General features: G+C 31.9%; 17 protein-coding genes. 9 read left to right on the forward strand and 8 right to left on the reverse strand.

Annotated features, from left to right (window positions below; genetic code table 11):
• The first annotated feature begins 1 nt into the window (after position 1).
• Complete coding sequence (locus VP395_RS11480; RefSeq protein WP_346242153.1) at positions 2–547, forward strand: acyl-CoA thioesterase; 546 nt, start codon at positions 2–4, stop codon at positions 545–547.
• A gap of 7 nt (positions 548–554) precedes the next feature.
• Here the strand turns inward: VP395_RS11480 and VP395_RS11485 are convergent, their stop codons facing one another.
• From VP395_RS11485 to VP395_RS11495, 3 genes are read right to left on the reverse strand one after another with little or no spacing between them, the layout of a single operon-like run.
• On the reverse strand, positions 555–3,071 hold the full coding sequence (locus VP395_RS11485) for a TonB-dependent receptor (RefSeq protein ID WP_346242154.1): 2,517 nt from the start codon (positions 3,069–3,071) through the stop codon (positions 555–557).
• Entirely contained in the window at positions 3,055–3,966 is a 912-nt protein-coding gene (locus tag VP395_RS11490) for a FecR family protein (protein ID WP_346242155.1), read from the reverse strand. The genes VP395_RS11485 and VP395_RS11490 overlap by 17 nt, the downstream gene beginning before the upstream one ends.
• Before the next feature lie 49 nt (positions 3,967–4,015).
• The gene (locus VP395_RS11495) at positions 4,016–4,540 is read right to left on the reverse strand and encodes an RNA polymerase sigma factor (protein ID WP_346242156.1); all 525 of its coding nucleotides are present in this window, start codon (positions 4,538–4,540) and stop codon (positions 4,016–4,018) included.
• Positions 4,541–4,650: 110 nt separating this feature from the next.
• On the opposite strand from VP395_RS11495, the gene VP395_RS11500 reads away from it, so the two are divergent.
• From VP395_RS11500 to VP395_RS11525, 6 genes are all read left to right on the forward strand, one after another.
• The gene (locus tag VP395_RS11500; RefSeq protein WP_346242157.1) at positions 4,651–5,727 is read left to right on the forward strand and encodes a hypothetical protein; all 1,077 of its coding nucleotides are present in this window, start codon (positions 4,651–4,653) and stop codon (positions 5,725–5,727) included.
• A gap of 156 nt (positions 5,728–5,883) precedes the next feature.
• Positions 5,884–6,258: an OB-fold protein gene (locus VP395_RS11505; RefSeq protein ID WP_346242158.1), complete on the forward strand. Its 375-nt coding sequence runs from the start codon at positions 5,884–5,886 to the stop codon at positions 6,256–6,258.
• A 19-nt stretch (positions 6,259–6,277) separates the two neighbouring features.
• Positions 6,278–7,126, forward strand: a complete 849-nt coding sequence (locus VP395_RS11510) for a T9SS type A sorting domain-containing protein (RefSeq protein WP_346242159.1) — start codon at positions 6,278–6,280, stop codon at positions 7,124–7,126.
• Positions 7,127–7,151: 25 nt separating this feature from the next.
• Complete coding sequence (locus tag VP395_RS11515) at positions 7,152–8,003, forward strand: DUF5777 family beta-barrel protein (RefSeq protein WP_346242160.1); 852 nt, start codon at positions 7,152–7,154, stop codon at positions 8,001–8,003.
• A 54-nt stretch (positions 8,004–8,057) separates the two neighbouring features.
• Complete coding sequence (locus VP395_RS11520) at positions 8,058–8,432, forward strand: cytochrome c (protein WP_346242161.1); 375 nt, start codon at positions 8,058–8,060, stop codon at positions 8,430–8,432.
• 40 nt (positions 8,433–8,472) lie between these two features.
• Positions 8,473–9,018, forward strand: a complete 546-nt coding sequence (locus VP395_RS11525) for a YceI family protein (protein WP_346242162.1) — start codon at positions 8,473–8,475, stop codon at positions 9,016–9,018.
• Positions 9,019–9,048: 30 nt separating this feature from the next.
• Here VP395_RS11525 and carB read toward each other — a convergent pair whose 3' ends face one another.
• On the reverse strand, positions 9,049–11,901 hold the full coding sequence (gene carB / locus VP395_RS11530) for a carbamoyl-phosphate synthase large subunit (RefSeq protein WP_346242163.1): 2,853 nt from the start codon (positions 11,899–11,901) through the stop codon (positions 9,049–9,051).
• 112 nt (positions 11,902–12,013) lie between these two features.
• Positions 12,014–12,175: a 50S ribosomal protein L34 gene (gene rpmH, locus VP395_RS11535; protein WP_038527912.1), complete on the reverse strand. Its 162-nt coding sequence runs from the start codon at positions 12,173–12,175 to the stop codon at positions 12,014–12,016.
• Positions 12,176–12,468: 293 nt separating this feature from the next.
• On the opposite strand from rpmH, the gene VP395_RS11540 reads away from it, so the two are divergent.
• Positions 12,469–13,044 (forward strand): DUF2892 domain-containing protein, encoded by a 576-nt coding sequence (locus tag VP395_RS11540; RefSeq protein ID WP_346242164.1) that lies wholly within the window; start codon positions 12,469–12,471, stop codon positions 13,042–13,044.
• Positions 13,045–13,048: 4 nt separating this feature from the next.
• On the opposite strand, the gene VP395_RS11545 is transcribed toward VP395_RS11540, so the two are convergent.
• The 3 genes from VP395_RS11545 to VP395_RS11555 are packed head-to-tail and all read right to left on the reverse strand — an operon-like array spanning position 13,049 to position 15,461.
• The gene (locus tag VP395_RS11545; protein ID WP_346242165.1) at positions 13,049–13,807 is read right to left on the reverse strand and encodes a DJ-1/PfpI family protein; all 759 of its coding nucleotides are present in this window, start codon (positions 13,805–13,807) and stop codon (positions 13,049–13,051) included.
• A gap of 27 nt (positions 13,808–13,834) precedes the next feature.
• A complete protein-coding gene (locus tag VP395_RS11550) occupies positions 13,835–14,761 on the reverse strand; it encodes a lytic transglycosylase domain-containing protein (protein WP_346242166.1) in 927 nt (308 codons plus the stop codon).
• 34 nt (positions 14,762–14,795) lie between these two features.
• Positions 14,796–15,461, reverse strand: a complete 666-nt coding sequence (locus VP395_RS11555; protein ID WP_346242167.1) for an alpha/beta hydrolase — start codon at positions 15,459–15,461, stop codon at positions 14,796–14,798.
• 171 nt (positions 15,462–15,632) lie between these two features.
• On the opposite strand from VP395_RS11555, the gene VP395_RS11560 reads away from it, so the two are divergent.
• Positions 15,633–15,929, forward strand: a complete 297-nt coding sequence (locus tag VP395_RS11560) for an N-acetyltransferase (RefSeq protein ID WP_346242168.1) — start codon at positions 15,633–15,635, stop codon at positions 15,927–15,929.
• The last annotated feature ends 12 nt before the right edge of the window (positions 15,930–15,941 follow it).

Genomic DNA, 15,941 nt, shown 5'->3' on the forward strand with positions numbered 1-15,941 from the left:
TATGCTTAGAACAATTGAAGAATCGCAAATAACCATTACACAATTAATGCTACCATCGCATTCTAATTTTAGTGGTAAAATTCATGGAGGTTTTATTTTAGGTCTAATGGACCAAATAGCTTTTGCTTGCGCCTCTAAACACTCAAGAAATTATTGTGTAACCGCATCGGTAAATAAGGTAGATTTTTTAAATCCAATAGAAGTTGGCGAACTTGTAACACTAAAAGCTTCTGTTAATTACACAGGAAAAACCTCTATGGTTATTGGTGTTAGAATTGAATCTGAAAACATTCAAACAGGCGAAAAAAAACACTGTAATTCATCTTATTTTACCATGGTTGCTAAAGATGAAAATGGCAAGAACGTACCCGTTCCGGGTATTATTTTAGACACTAAAAACAAGGTGCGTCGTTTTGCCAGAAGTATTGCAAGACAAGAGCAAGCTAAAAACAGAACCACTGCATTCAGAACCTCAGAATTTAAAATGGAACTGTATTTAGATTCTTTAAAAGATCAAAATGCAAAAATTGAATTGACTGAAAATTAAACTAATTTTAGAAATCTACCCTCAAAACAGCATTAGGGGTTAAACCCAAAGAGCGTTGATTTGTTTCATTTAACTCTTCACTGTTTATTTTATAAAATTGATTAATCTGATTTTCTCTATTTAAAACATTCCAAAATGAAACCCCAACATTTGCTTTGGTTTTGTTGGTTAATTTAAAGTTATAAAGCGCAGACATATCTAAGCGTAAATAGTCTTCTAGATTTGAAATATTAACAGCTTCATAATTCACTTCTCCATTTACAATTTCATTTCCTGAAACTGGTAAAGTAGTAGGTTTTCCAGAATGCCAATTAAATCCAGCCGATAGTTTTAAATTCGCTAAGCTATAAGAAACACCTAAAGTAGCGGCATGTTTAATGTTATAATTACTTGGAAAATAATTGGATTGCAAGTCTTTAAAACGGTAGTTATTGTGCATATACGCATAACTTATCCAAGTATTAAACTTATTGAAATGCTTTCTAAATAAAAAATCAATACCACTTACATGGTTAACACCCGTACCTTTGGCAAATTCGAATTGATTTTGAAATCCTTGGCTTTGTGCTGTAATACCTTCAATATGCTTTATATATCCCTCTATATTAAATAACCAATCTCTATGACTATAGTTTAAACCTAAAGACACCTGTTTGCTTGTAATAACAGGAATATCATTGTTATTTGATAGTTGCCACCTACGTTTTTCAATTCCTAAAAAATCGTTTTGGAAATTGATAACCTGTGATGTATTCTGATGCTTAAACTCGCCCAAAACTTCAACCGTAAAAAAGTCTAAAAATCGCTGACTAAAACTTAATCGAGGTTCCCAAATAGACTTACTGAATTTCTCAATAAAATTATATCTAACACCAAAATTAAAATTTGAACTCCTGTTAATAGACCTGTAACCCAATTGTGAAAAAACACCATGTGTTCTAACCACCTCCGAAATCAAAAGCCTGAACAATGGGGTATCCACATCATCTAAATTGGTAACTTCGGTTTCTACAAAATGGTAACCGCTCAATAAATGTAAAACATCATTAAATCTGTAATTACTTTTTAACTTTAAACTAGTTTCTGATACGATATTTTCTTGTAAAAATCGTTGGGAACCTAGTATATCGACATTTACAGCTTTAAGTTTATAATCGGTTTCATAAGCTTCGAATGTTGTTTGCAGTTTGTCGTTCCATATTCTGTGATAATGCAATGCCCCTGCAATACTATTTTGGGTTAAATTACTTTCCTTAGATTCCGCTTTTTCAATTACAAGTGCATTTTCGTTAAACTGAAGTTCATTATAAACATTTATAAAATTAATACGCAATTCATCTTTGCTGCTTATTTTATATATCCAACGTAAAGAAGTATCGTAAAAATCAAATGTTTTATCTGAATTGGTTATAGTTGTGGTATTGTTAGAAACCTCTGTATTTTGAGAAATTCTGTCAAAAAAGGCCGTGTAAGTTGGCGTTTCCACAAAATTGCTAATCGATTTTCTTGCTGCCACTTGTATAGAAGACGCTTTATTAATTGGAACGTCTACAAAGGCATTGGCATCGATTAGGTTAACGCCCATAGTTGCGTTAAACTTGTTGTTAACCGATGGATTGGTTTGCATTGAAATGGTGCCAGAAACACCATCTGTATAACCTACATCACTACCATTTTTCCTTAAAGTAACTGTTTGCGTAATTTGTGGATTATACATTGAGATTAGTCCAAAAAAATGACCAGATTGGTACATTTTAATATCATCCCAAAGAATGAGGTTTTGATCGTGGGTGCCACCTCTAATATTAATATTTGAAACCGTTTCGTTGATACTTTGAATACCTGGAAATGCCTGAACAGACTGTAAAACATCATTATCAATTAATCCCGGAAGAATATCAAAATCAGAAAAATCTATTTCATAAGAACCATTGTTAATCTTACTAATACCACTTGTAATATAATTTGAAACAACAACTTCTGATAGTGATTGAAGATTTGGAAATAAAAAAACATCTTCACAACCAGATTTTGAAAATTGATCATACCTTAGGACAATGGTTTTATATCCTAAAAACCGAATAGTGATAGGCTGTGTGATATTTTCAACTTTAATTTGAAAAAAGCCATTTTCGTCTGTTATGGTAGAGTTATTTAAAGTTTGAACTGTTGCCGATGCTAAGGGTTGCAAATTATCTTTATCTCTTAAATAACCACACAACACCATGAATTCTTTAGGTTTAACAAGAACAATGCTATCACTCATTATAGAAAACAACAACCCAGTTTGATCTTCTAGATAAGTTAAGGCTTCGTTTAATGATAAACTTTTAATTGGAGGAATAAGTAAAATAGCTTCAATAGTATCTTCGGCATAATTAAATTGAACCTGATACTGCTCCTCTAATGCATTTATAACATGAGTCAATGATTCCTGCTTATTGGCATTTTGAGCATAACTACTAAAAAAGACAAAAAGCAAAAAACTAAAAAAAGTGGTTGTTTTCTTAATGCTCCTTTCCATGAATTATTACCAGTTTTGAAGAACTCAATTCATAGGTCATATTCATAGGTTGCGTTATGGCAATGAGGGCATTTTCAAGGTTATTATGTACAAAGCCCCCAGTAAACAATCTGTTAGTATCGATATTTTTAAAAGTGACTTGTACATTATATTGTCGTTCTAATTCCGAAAGCACTTCTTTTATTGGAATAGCCTCAAATTCACTCCTATTGTCTGTCCATTTTGGAGCAGAAGTCAAAACTTTACTTTGGGTGAACTTACCATTTAAAATTTGATACACATCGCCTTCCAATAGTTTTCTAGTTATAGTATCCGAAGTTACTTTTACAATACCTTCAAAACACTTTACTTCAAAAAAATTATCACGCTGTTTTACATTAAACTGTGTACCTACAACTGTTACTGTTCCGCTTTTGGTTTTAACATTAAAGGTTTTCCCTTTGGAAACCATAAAATAAGCTTCTCCATCAAGCATTAAAAACCTATTGTCATCCCAATTTTTGGTATTGAATTCAATTGAAGATAGCGCATTTAATTCTACTTTAGAATGGTCTGGAAGCTCAAAAGCAGATTTCTCGCCAGCTAAGGTTTCGAAATGGGAAAGTGAGTTTGAAAAAAAGGTAAAATAGATACCTAAACTAATTACAATAACACTCGCTACTTTTAGCAGCGCACTAAACCCATTTAATTTTTCAACAGGTGCTTTTGATGATTTGTACTGCCTTTTAAACGTATCAAAATCATTTAACTTAAAAAAATGTGATGCTTTAAAATGTTGCGCATTATCAATAATATATCCGTTTAGCTGTGCATCATCTAACTTGCTAAAAATTTCTTTTTCAGAATCATTTAGCTCTCCTTTTAACCATTTCCCCATTAATTGCTCTTTGTCCATCTATCCTTAACTTTTACATATATAACAACCTCAAACTAAATTCTCCTGACTATTTTATTTTAAATCCTTCCAACTCTTTCTTCAAAGTGTTAAAGGCACTATAAATTCTATATTCAACAACTTTTTGAGTAACTCCCAAAAGTTCAGCAATTTCGCTATGCTTTTTTCCTTCCACTTTATTCAATAAAAAAGCAACACGCTGTTCTTCATTTAAATTTTCCAATGTTTTTTGATAGCGTTGTAAAAATTGCTCTTTTTCTAAAATAAACTCTGGCGTTTCATTAGTAAAATCTTTTGGTTTAACTTGACGGAATTTTAAAACCACTTTTTGGTGCTTTATTTCATTCAACATCATATTGTTGGCAACCGTAAACAAAAAAGATTTAGCTTTACTTAAACTAACATTTTTACAATTATCCCATAATTTGATAAACGCATCTTGTGCAACGTCGTTAGGGTTTATTTGCGAACCATATTTATAGTATAAAAAATTAAGCAAGTCTTGTGAGTATTTATTGTAAACACGCTCAAAAACTTTGTCATTACAAATATGGTTGTTAAGTTCTTTTGGCAAAGTATTTAATTTAGTGCTTTAAAGTTATATAAAAAAATTATTAAAAGTTTCAGGAGTTCTACATTCCAAGTTGTTTAATTAATAAAAGCTTCTGTAAAGACCGCCAAATTATGAAAACAATAGCTCTAAAAGTTATCTTTTACATCTTTATAACATCAATGGTGCTCATTACTTCTTGCAGAACCGAAGAAACTGAATCTATACAGGCTCCAGAAGATGAAGTTTTGGTTGCCAATTCTTCGGTTGCTAGTTTAATGCAAAAAACCTCTACCAATGATGGGTCTAACGATAATATCATAGATAAAGCGAATTGCTTTAATATAAAATTACCTATTACTGTAACGGTAAACGGTAATAGCATTACTATTAATACAGAAGAAGATTACAAAATTATTGAATACATTTTTGATGATGACGATGATGATATTGATACTTTATCCATTTCTTTCCCAATTACTATAATTCTTAGTGATTTCAGGAATGTAACCATCTATAATTATACAGAATTATATAATTACTCCAGCACTTGCAATGGTGAAAATGAAATCGACGACGATATAGAATGCTTAGATTTTAATTACCCTATTACTGCGTCTTTGTACAACTCAAGCAACGAAATTATAGATAGCATTACCATGACTTCAGATATTCAGCTATATGGGTTTATCAAAAATTTAAGTAGTAAAGATTTTGTTACCATTAAATTCCCAATTGAAGTAACACTATATAATGGCACCCAATTAACTATTAACAATCTAATTGAACTAAAAAACCTTATAGAAACTTATAATAATAATTGTGATGAAGATGATGATTATGATTATAATGATGATGATTGTAATGACTGTAATCAAGACCAATTACTTAACATTTTAACCAACTGTTCGGGTTGGACCATTGATAAATTAGAGCGTTATGGAAATGATTATGATAACTATTACGATGGTTACACCTTTAATTTTCGCACCAATGGAACTGTTTCTGCTTATTACTCCAATAATACAGATTACGGTACTTACACTACTACAGGCTCCGGAAACAGTTTAACAGTTTCTATAAATATCCCCAATTTACCGTATTGCAACAACAACTGGGTTTTACATGAAATATCAAAATATACCGAAACCAAAATTGACCTAAGAGTTGGCGGGAACGATAGAATGCGATATAAAAATAATTGTAACTAATTATTTTTTCGTTTTATTAAATAAACAAGCTAGTAGAAATACTTAATGAAAAAGAAAAATTTCATTTCAAATGTAATTTTTAAGTGTTAAAAACATTTGATTACTAGCAGAACTGCTTCAGTTTAAAAGCTGAAGCAGTTTAAAAAACAAAAGGTTATGAAAAAATGGTTCATATTAATATTGCTATGTATTGTAGCTATTATAGGCTACAGATACATTTATCAAGACCATCGGGATATAGCTACCGAGACATCTATGTATAAACTTACAGCATCAAACATTTCGAATGAATTTGCAATTAACCCCATATCGTCAGAAAATAAATATTTAAATAAAACTATTGAAGTTAGTGGCAGTATTTCAGATAAAAACCCAAAAAACATCACTATAGAGAGCAAAGTGTTTTGTCAATTTTCAAGTGAAATCCAAACGGATCTAAGTACTGACCAAATTAAAATTAAAGGACGTTTTATTGGCTATGATGACTTGTTAGAACAAGTAAAACTAGACCAATGTACTATTATTGATTAATCCTAAAAACTAAAACATCATGAAAACAACATTACTTTTTATTCTTTCAATATTGATTTCAACATCGGTTTCATCCCAGGTGGTTGCAGGTCAAATTGATGATTTTGAAAACGGCACAGCACAGTCTTGGGAAGAAGGCGGAGGTTCGTCGTCTTCACCAAATCCTCCTGTTAATATTTCTACTGGAGGACCAAATGGGGCAAACGACAATTTTTTACGAAATGTTTCGAGTGGAGGTTTTGGAGCTGGAAGTAAAATGATCATGTTTAACCAAAACCAATGGACTGGCAATTATACTGGGCAAAGTATTGTTGCTATAAAATTCAAAGCTAAAGCAACAACAAACTCTCTAAACTTAAGAATCGCTTTTGATGGAACTGGCGGCAGAATATGTACAACAAATGCCTTTACTATTACTAGTGGTAGTCCGTGGACAGATGTAACAATTCCAATTAGCGCCTCTGACTTCACATTGGTTGGAGGCACAAACATATCCCAAACATTACAAAATGTTAATACGATGCGTATTCTAAGCAGTTCGTCTCCCGCCTGGGAAGGTGCTGCCATTTCAGCCACTTTAGATATTGATGTTATTGAAGCATCTACAACTTTAAGTTTAGACAATTTTCAATTAAACGAAATCATTATATCTCCAAATCCTGCTAATACCCTTATCCAATTAAAAAAACCATCAAATTCAAACTTAAGCATAAATAGCGTAGTAGTGTTTGATTTATTGGGAAAACAAGTGTATACAAGCAAAGTGTTAGAAAGTCTAATAGATGTTTCAAAATGGAGCAAAGGCATGTATATTTTAAAAATATCAGCAAATAACTTTTCTAAAACGATACGATTTTTAAAACAATAGCTACCATTTAAATACAATTGAACCTATGAAAATCATCACAATATTTATCTTATCAATATTTTCTTTATTCGCTTATGCTCAAAATGATTTGTTAAAAGAAATTGATATAGACTCGACAAATTATCAATATGAAATAGCAACATTTAAAGGATTGAAAATTGTAAACTTCGAATCTACTAAACTGGTTGCAAAAAAACAATTAACATTTATTGTATCACACAGATTTGGCACAATTAAAAATGGCATAAACACGTTTTTTGGACTTGATGATGCCGTAACCAGACTCAATTTTGTATACGGAATTTCAGATGGGCTAAATATTGGCGTATCAAGGAGTTCGTTTCAAAAAACTTATGAAACCTCATTAAAATATAGACTTATAAGACAGGAAAAGGATGGATTTCCTTTTACTATTGTTGGTTTTAATGACCTCCTAATCAATACAGCTTTAGATGAAAACGATGTACCATCAATTAAATTCAAGGATCGTTTAGGATATGCTGCACAACTATTAATTTCTAGAAAGGTGAACACCAATTTATCTATAGAATTCGCTCCTACATTTTTTCACGACAACTATGTTTTAATAGAAGAACAAGATAATTCCCAGTTTGCTTTAGGTATAGGTGGGCGTTATAAATTAGGGAAAAGATGGTCTATAAATGCCGATTACGGCTGGCATTTAAATAGATCTGGTAATTCGCCCTTTAAAAACCCATTATCCCTTGGCTTAGACCTAGAAACTGGTGGGCATGTTTTTCAAATGCACTTTACCAATGCACAAGCCATGAATACCAACGGCTTTTTAGGTCAAGCAACAGGAGATTGGACCGATGGCAATATATACTTTGGATTTAACCTAAGTAGAACTTTTTAGGTCCAACCCCATAAATAAATAATATTAATAAAAATTAATTTAAAATTTGACGTTATGAAATTTAAAAGTTTAATCTATGTATTTGCAACAATTATATTGCTATTCAATTGCTCTAGTGGTAGTGACGATGAAACTTCGCCTACACCAAATCCGAACCCCAACCCCAACCCCTCTGGTAAAGTTACTTATAATGCTAATATAAAAAGTATAATGAATGCTCATTGCACTTCATGCCATGGTAATCCACCAACAAATAGTGCACCCATGTCTTTAACAACATATAGCCAGGTAAAAAGCGCCGTAGAAACAAGAGGTTTAATCAGCAGAATAAACAGTACTAACAACCCTATGCCCCAAAGTGGATTAATGTCTCAAAATAATAGAGATTTAATTCAACAATGGGTAGATGACGGTTTGCTGGAAAATTAGATAAAGTTCATATTGATTTAGTATATTAAATAAATTCAAAATGAAAAAAACAATAACATATTTTATTGCCTTTTTAAGCCTTAATATATTTTCACAAACCAAGTATATTACAAAAACAGGCATAGTAAACTTTGAAGCTTCTGTTTCTTCTTTTGAAGAAGTTAAAGCTATTAATAATTCTGCGACAGCTATAATTGAAGTTGAAAGCGGTGCGTTTGCAGCATTGATTTTGGTTAAAGGGTTTCGATTTAAAAATGCTCTTATGGAAGAACATTTTAATGAAAACTATGCAGAATCTGACAAGTATCCAAAAGCCACTTTTAAAGGAAACTTAAAAGATTTCTCTATAGAAAAATTAAGTTCAAATACGGTATTTAAAATAAGTGGCTCTTTAACTTTTCATGGTAAAACAAAAAAGCTAGAATCCATTCCTCTAACGTTTTCACGAGAAGGGGTTTTTATAAATGTGTCAGGTAATTTCAAAGTAAATGCATCAGATTTTGATATAAAAATTCCTAAAGTAGTAAAAGACAAAGTCTCTGAAACAGTTGAAGTCTCCTTAAATTTCTCCCTTAAAAAGACATAAAAAAAGCCGCTTAAAGCGGCTTTTCTGTTTTTATTTATTTAAGTACATTTTTCGTCTTGAGTATAGTTCGTAAAACTCATCGTCTTTTAAACTATCTATAAACAAAATACTCTCACCCGTACTTTTCATTTCTGGTCCTAACTTCTTATTCACATTATGAAACTTATTGAAAGAGAATACAGGTTGTTTAATGGCATACCCTGTTAACTGCGGATTAAAGTTAAAATCTTTCACTTTCTTTTCTCCAAGCATCACTTTAGTAGCATAGTTTACATACGGTTCTCCATAAGCTTTAGCTATAAATGGTACGGTACGAGATGCCCTTGGGTTCGCTTCAATAATGTAAACAATATCGTCTTTAATGGCAAACTGAATATTTATTAAACCAACCGTATTAAGTGCTAAAGCAATTTTTTTAGTGTGGTCTTTAATTTGTTGCATCACAAACTCACCTAAATTAAATGGAGGCAGCATAGAATTACTATCTCCTGAATGGATTCCACAAGGTTCAATATGTTCCATGATACCAATAATATAGACATCTTCTCCATCACAAATGGCATCAGCTTCTGCTTCAATAGCGCCTTCCAAATAATGGTCTAAAAGCAATTGGTTCCCTGGCATTTGGCTTAATAAATCAACCACATGCTTTTCAAGTTCTTCTTTATTGATTACAATCTTCATGCCTTGCCCACCAAGTACGTATGATGGACGTACCAATATTGGAAAATCCAACACATCTGCTATTGCTGCAGCTTCGTCGGCAGTAGTTGCAATATCGAACTCTGGATAAGGGATGTTATTCTCTTTTAAAAGGTTTGAAAAATGCCCTCTATCTTCAGCTAAATCTAAAGATTCAAAACTTGTTCCTATAATTTTAATACCGTATTTGGTTAATTTTTCAGCAAGTTTTAAAGCGGTTTGCCCACCTAGTTGAACGATAACACCTTCCGGTTTTTCGTGCTTAATGATATCGTAAATATGTTCCCAGAAAACTGGTTCGAAATAAAGTTTATGAGCGGTATCAAAATCGGTTGAAACCGTTTCAGGATTACAGTTAATCATGATGGTTTCATAACCACATTCCGCAGCAGCTAAAACACCGTGTACACAGCAATAATCGAACTCAATACCTTGTCCAATTCGGTTTGGACCAGAGCCTAGAACAATAACTTTCTTTTTATCTGTAACAATACTTTCGTTATCTGCATAACGTTTTCCGTCGGCAGTTTCCATGTCACTTTCAAATGTTGAATAATAATAGGGTGTTTTTGCTTTAAACTCAGCTGCACACGTATCTACCAATTTATACACACGATTCACACCAAATTCTTCACGTTTGTTATAAACCTGACTTTCCAAACACCCAAGCATGTGAGCTATTTGTCTATCTCCATAACCTTTTTGCTTTGCCTCAAGCAACAAGTCTTTTTGAATAGTATCAATTGTATAAGTAGAAATTTCTTTTTGAAGCAAGTGCAATTCTTCATACTGTCTTAGAAACCACATATCTATTTTTGTGATTTCATGAATTCTACTTAACGGAATCCCCATTGCTATGGCATCATAAATAATAAATACACGATCCCAAGAAGCGTAAGTAAGTTTTTCTATAATTTGCTCGTAATTCTTATTTTCCTTTCCATCTGCTCCTAAACCATTACGCTTAATTTCAAGGGATTGCGTTGCTTTATGAAGTGCTTCCTGAAACGATCGACCAATACCCATAACTTCGCCAACCGATTTCATTTGAATTCCCAAAGTTCTATCACTTCCTTCAAATTTATCGAAATTCCAACGTGGTATTTTTACAATAACATAATCTAAAGTTGGTTCAAATAAAGCTGAAGTAGATTTAGTTATTTGATTTTGCAATTCATCTAAATGATAGCCAATCGCTAGTTTAGCAGCAATTTTTGCTATAGGATAACCTGTTGCTTTACTTGCCAACGCTGATGAACGCGATACACGTGGATTTATTTCAATAGCAATTATATCTTCTTTTTCATCTGGACTTACTGCAAATTGCACGTTACACCCTCCAGCAAAATCGCCAATACTACGCATCATATGTATAGCCATATCACGCATTTTTTGATACGTTTTATCGCTTAAAGTCATTGCCGGAGCAACCGTAATGGAATCTCCCGTATGAATCCCCATCGGGTCCATGTTTTCAATAGAACAAATAATAACCACGTTATCATTTGCATCACGAAGTAGCTCTAACTCATACTCTTTCCAACCAATCAACGCTTTATCAATCATGACTTCATGGATAGGAGAAATTTCTAATCCGCGAGTCAATAACTCATCATAACTTTCTTCATTATACACAATCGATGCTCCTGCGCCTCCAAGGGTAAATGAAGCTCTAATTACTAATGGAAAGCCATATTCTTGTGCTATTTCTTTTCCTTTTAAATAAGAAGTTGCAGTAGCCTGAGGCGCCATAGGGATGCCTATTTTAAGCATCAATTCTCTAAACTTCTCTCTGTCTTCTGTAATATTAATAGCATCTATATCTACTCCAATTATTTCTACGTCAAAATCATTCCAGATACCTTTTTCATCAGCTTCAATACATAAATTCAGTGCGGTTTGACCTCCCATTGTTGGTAAAACGGCATCGATTTGTGGATGTTCCTTAAGAATTTTTACTAACGATTTAGTAGTAAGCGGCAACAAATAAATATGATCTGCCATCGAAGGGTCAGTCATAATAGTTGCTGGGTTAGAATTAATTAAAATTGTTTCAATTCCATCTTCTCTTAACGATCGTAGAGCTTGAGACCCTGAATAGTCAAATTCGCATGCTTGCCCTATTACAATAGGTCCTGAGCCAATAATTAGGATAGATTTTAGTTTTGAATTTTTCGGCATTTTTATTGTTTAAATAGTGTTTTATAATAAGTTACAAAAGTAGTGATTTGTAGATATAAAAAAAGGCGTTACACTTAAGTAACACCTTTTAAATATCAACAATTGTTAATCATTATTTTTTATGTCTTGATTCAGATGATACAGACAACTTTTTTCTACCTTTAGCTCTTCTACGAGCAAGTACTTTTCTTCCATTAGCAGAAGCCATTCTTTCTCTAAAACCATGTTTGTTTCTTCTTTTTCTTTTTGATGGCTGAAATGTTCTTTTACTCATTATCTTATATCTTTAAAATCTGAATTGTACTTTATTATTTATAATTTTGGCTTTCTCCAAAACTGAGCGCAAATATACAAAGAGTTTTTACTTTGGCAAATGTTATTTTAAAAATATTTTGAATTATTTTTTTGAGATTAAACACCTTAATAAACACTTAATTTATTTGGTTGAAACATCACTTTTTTGTTAAATATCTATGGATTGATTTTGATAAAAATTTAGTTTCTTTGCATTCTATATTAAAACTAGATGCAAAAAAGCATCCAATGCAACAATTCAAACCATAAAAAATGTACAATAAAATAATAAAATTAATTATAGCAGCTGGAATAATAGCCTTTGCAGTTTATCAATTTACGGAAGGAAATATTGGCAACGGTATTATGTTTATATTACTTTCCTTAATTTTTGTGTTTCTATATTTTAAAAACGAGTTTATTTTATTGGCATTTTTAAGGTTACGTAAACAAGATTTTGAAGGCGCTAAAAAATGGCTTGATAAAATTAAAAATCCTGAAGCTGCTTTAGTTACCAAGCAACAAGGGTATTATAATTATTTACATGGTTTGATGGTTTCTCAAACCAACATGAATGAAGCAGAAAAATATTTTAAGAAAGCTATTGCTTTAGGATTGTCTATGAACCATGATTTGGCTATGGCGAAACTAAATTTATCTGGCATTGCTTTTTCTAAACGCAGAAAACTAGAAGCTGAAAAATTGCTTTCTGAAGCTCAAAAATTAGATAAACAAGGCATGCTTACTGACCAAATAAAAATGATGAAGGAAAACATGAAGCGTTCACAAATGCCAAACCAACATTTTGGTGCAGGTGGCTCTATTCGATCTCAGAAAAGAAGAGGTTAATTAACTATTGCTTCCAGTTTTGAAGCCTATCTAGATACAAATACGATTCTACAAATTTCCTATGTGCCTTGTTGGTCATTTTTTCTACCAAATTCAAAGCAGAAATATAACTCGCCAAATTACCGTTTGAAGAGCTGAATTTACCGTCTTCAACATAAGTTACTAAAGCATCATTTTGTACAATTAAATTAGGGTAATCTTTTTGTAATTGCTCGCCACCACCTATCCAAGTAACAATTTTCATTCCATCTGCAATGCCAGATATGCCAATTAATTGCGCGCCAGCACAATTGCTTACCGTATATTTGGTTTCTTTATTTTTCTCTTTTATAAACTCCACAATTTTTTTGTTGTGAACTTGGGCATATATATCGTAAGCACTTGGCACGAAAAGAACTTCCAACTTCGGACAATTTTCAAACGTATAATCAGGAACTATTTTTAAACCTTCTTCTGAAACAATGGGATTTTTAGTTTCGCCAATAGTAACAACGTTAAAAACTTGGTTGCAATTTTCAGTAGGCTTTGTAAAAACATCTGCTGAAGCCGTTACCTCGGTTATTAGTACTCCATTGTAAACTAACAGTCCAATGGTTGGCAAATCTGTTTTAAAAAGCTTTAAATGTTTGGTTAGTGTATCGGATTCTACTACACTATTTTGTTCGTTATTAACAGAATCAATTTTTGATTTATCTGAATTATTACAACTGCACAAGCCGAGCATAAACACAGTAATAGCAACAGTTCCGACTCTTCTATTCATGAAAATTATTTTTAGCGTGCTAATACGCTACCGTACATTATAATACCCTATTTCAGGGATTTCAATCGTATAATTTTTACCAGATTTATTATTAAGCCTTGGTTCTCTTAGCCATGGGTTATGAATCTTTAATATTTTATAATTAATACCGTACTGTTCTGCAAATTTTGTAAAATCTGTTATTTCTGTTTTCACTTCAACTTTGTAGGTTGGGACATTACTGTATAAATCCTTTTCTCTGAAATTAAAACCATACTTTGCAGGGTTGGTTAAAATCTCTTTCAATGCTACAATTCTAAAAACATAACGTCCAGTTTCTTCACCTAATAGCAAATCGTAATAATTGCTAACATTTTGTTCTCTTAAATATCTGGATATACCTGAATTACCCGCATTGTATGCAGCGGCAGCCAATGTCCATGAGCCTAATTCATCCTTAGATTTCAACAGATATTTACATGCTACTTCTGTCGCTTTTTCTAAATGATAGCGTTCATCTACATTATCATTAACCTCTAATCCATTTTCTCTACCTGTAGCTGGCATAATTTGCCAAACACCTCTAGCTCCAGCAGGAGAAACAGCATTTGTTAAACCACTTTCTATAACTGCTAAATACTTAAAATCATCTGGAATATTGTATTTTGCTAAAATAGGTTCTATAATTGGGAAATATTTTTTGGCACGCTTAAACATTAACAATCCATTAGATTGCCAATAAGTATTAACCAATAGTTCTTTATCCATGCGCTCATAAATATCAGGACTTTTAAGCGGCATAGCTTCACCAGCAAAATCTAGATTGCTCGGTACTTGAAGCGCATAAACATTATAATCGTTTATAAGCTTCTTCTCAAAATTTTCATCGGTTGGCGCATCTTGTAGGGCATAAACAAATAGCGCACATAAACTTAATAATCCCACAAACGCCAATATTTTCTGCACAGTCTTCATTTTAAAAAGTTTTATTTAAAGGTAAATATTTTGTTTAATTCTTTAAAATTATACACGGTAAATTTTCGTTAAACCATTTATACTTATTGATAATCATAATATGCGTTCCACCTTTTACCGTAATGCAGTTTGAAATATTTTTTATTGGAAACACCACATCATTATCACCATGAATGTGTATAATATCTGCTAGACGGGTTTCTTGGTTCCAACAAACCATTTCTTTTATGGCCCAACTTAAATAGGAACTATCATTTACCGATAAATATTTTTTATATAACTCCAACCGCTTTGTAATATTGCTACCAAAAGCATACTTAGCAAAAAGCTCTATATTACTTACTAATTGTATTGGCAACAATTTATATGCCATAGTTGTTTTGGCCAATATCATTTTCTTGGGCAATTCCTGGGCAGACTTCACACTAGATACTATAATAAGCTTTCTAACCTTAATATATTTGCTTATTTCTTGCACTAAAACACCTCCAAAAGACACCCCCATTAACACGATGTTTTCATGCACTATATGTTTGGTCATTCTTAGGGCATACGCGCTAATAGTTTCGTTTTTTAAGGGTAAAATCCATTCCAAATAATGTATTTTAAATTGGTTTTCTGGCAATTTAATATATTCAAAAATTTTAGAACTCGCTGCCATTCCTGGCATTAAATAAACATGTATTATTTCTTCACTCATAAATTCTAATGTAAAAATAAAAAACAAGATAACCGCTAATAGTTTATTTCATAAGGTATTAAACCTATATTTTGCTTTTTACTAACGATTATTTTTCGTATTTTTGCTGAACAAAGTTATATAATAGTACTCACTATTTTAAGTTTCCTAAAAAATTAAAAAACACTCACTATGATTGATGTTGCAGAATTAGTAGATAATGATTTTTTACGCCAATATGAACTGAAAATTGACAATCATTTAGCTAAAATTGAATACTCTTTACAAGAACGAAAGATTTTTTTAACTAAACTTATTATTCCTGAAGAAATTAATGACGAAGGTTTTTGCAAAGAATTTTTAACTGCTGTTTTTCAACAAATTGAAGAACGCAACTTAAGTATTGTACCAACTAGTCCTGAAATTGCTAAGTTTATAAGAAGCAATAGAAAATATAAGCGTATGCTTCCTGTTGGGTTGAGAATATGAGTTTTCGATTTA

The organism is Mariniflexile soesokkakense (assembly GCF_039650365.1).
GTDB lineage: Bacteria > Bacteroidota > Bacteroidia > Flavobacteriales > Flavobacteriaceae > Mariniflexile > Mariniflexile soesokkakense.

What these genes read in the sequence shown, in the direction of transcription:
- VP395_RS11480 (WP_346242153.1), top strand. Translation starts at nt 2, where the DNA reads ATGCTTAGAACAATTGAAGAATCGCAAATAACCATTACACAATTAATG.
- VP395_RS11485 (WP_346242154.1), bottom strand. Translation starts at nt 3,071, where the DNA reads ATGGAAAGGAGCATTAAGAAAACAACCACTTTTTTTAGTTTTTTGCTT.
- VP395_RS11490 (WP_346242155.1), bottom strand. Translation starts at nt 3,966, where the DNA reads ATGGACAAAGAGCAATTAATGGGGAAATGGTTAAAAGGAGAGCTAAAT.
- VP395_RS11500 (WP_346242157.1), top strand. Translation starts at nt 4,651, where the DNA reads ATGAAAACAATAGCTCTAAAAGTTATCTTTTACATCTTTATAACATCA.
- VP395_RS11505 (WP_346242158.1), top strand. Translation starts at nt 5,884, where the DNA reads ATGAAAAAATGGTTCATATTAATATTGCTATGTATTGTAGCTATTATA.
- VP395_RS11510 (WP_346242159.1), top strand. Translation starts at nt 6,278, where the DNA reads ATGAAAACAACATTACTTTTTATTCTTTCAATATTGATTTCAACATCG.
- VP395_RS11515 (WP_346242160.1), top strand. Translation starts at nt 7,152, where the DNA reads ATGAAAATCATCACAATATTTATCTTATCAATATTTTCTTTATTCGCT.
- VP395_RS11520 (WP_346242161.1), top strand. Translation starts at nt 8,058, where the DNA reads ATGAAATTTAAAAGTTTAATCTATGTATTTGCAACAATTATATTGCTA.
- VP395_RS11525 (WP_346242162.1), top strand. Translation starts at nt 8,473, where the DNA reads ATGAAAAAAACAATAACATATTTTATTGCCTTTTTAAGCCTTAATATA.
- carB (WP_346242163.1), bottom strand. Translation starts at nt 11,901, where the DNA reads ATGCCGAAAAATTCAAAACTAAAATCTATCCTAATTATTGGCTCAGGA.
- rpmH (WP_038527912.1), bottom strand. Translation starts at nt 12,175, where the DNA reads ATGAGTAAAAGAACATTTCAGCCATCAAAAAGAAAAAGAAGAAACAAA.
- VP395_RS11540 (WP_346242164.1), top strand. Translation starts at nt 12,469, where the DNA reads ATGTACAATAAAATAATAAAATTAATTATAGCAGCTGGAATAATAGCC.
- VP395_RS11545 (WP_346242165.1), bottom strand. Translation starts at nt 13,807, where the DNA reads ATGAATAGAAGAGTCGGAACTGTTGCTATTACTGTGTTTATGCTCGGC.
- VP395_RS11550 (WP_346242166.1), bottom strand. Translation starts at nt 14,761, where the DNA reads ATGAAGACTGTGCAGAAAATATTGGCGTTTGTGGGATTATTAAGTTTA.
- VP395_RS11555 (WP_346242167.1), bottom strand. Translation starts at nt 15,461, where the DNA reads ATGAGTGAAGAAATAATACATGTTTATTTAATGCCAGGAATGGCAGCG.
- VP395_RS11560 (WP_346242168.1), top strand. Translation starts at nt 15,633, where the DNA reads ATGATTGATGTTGCAGAATTAGTAGATAATGATTTTTTACGCCAATAT.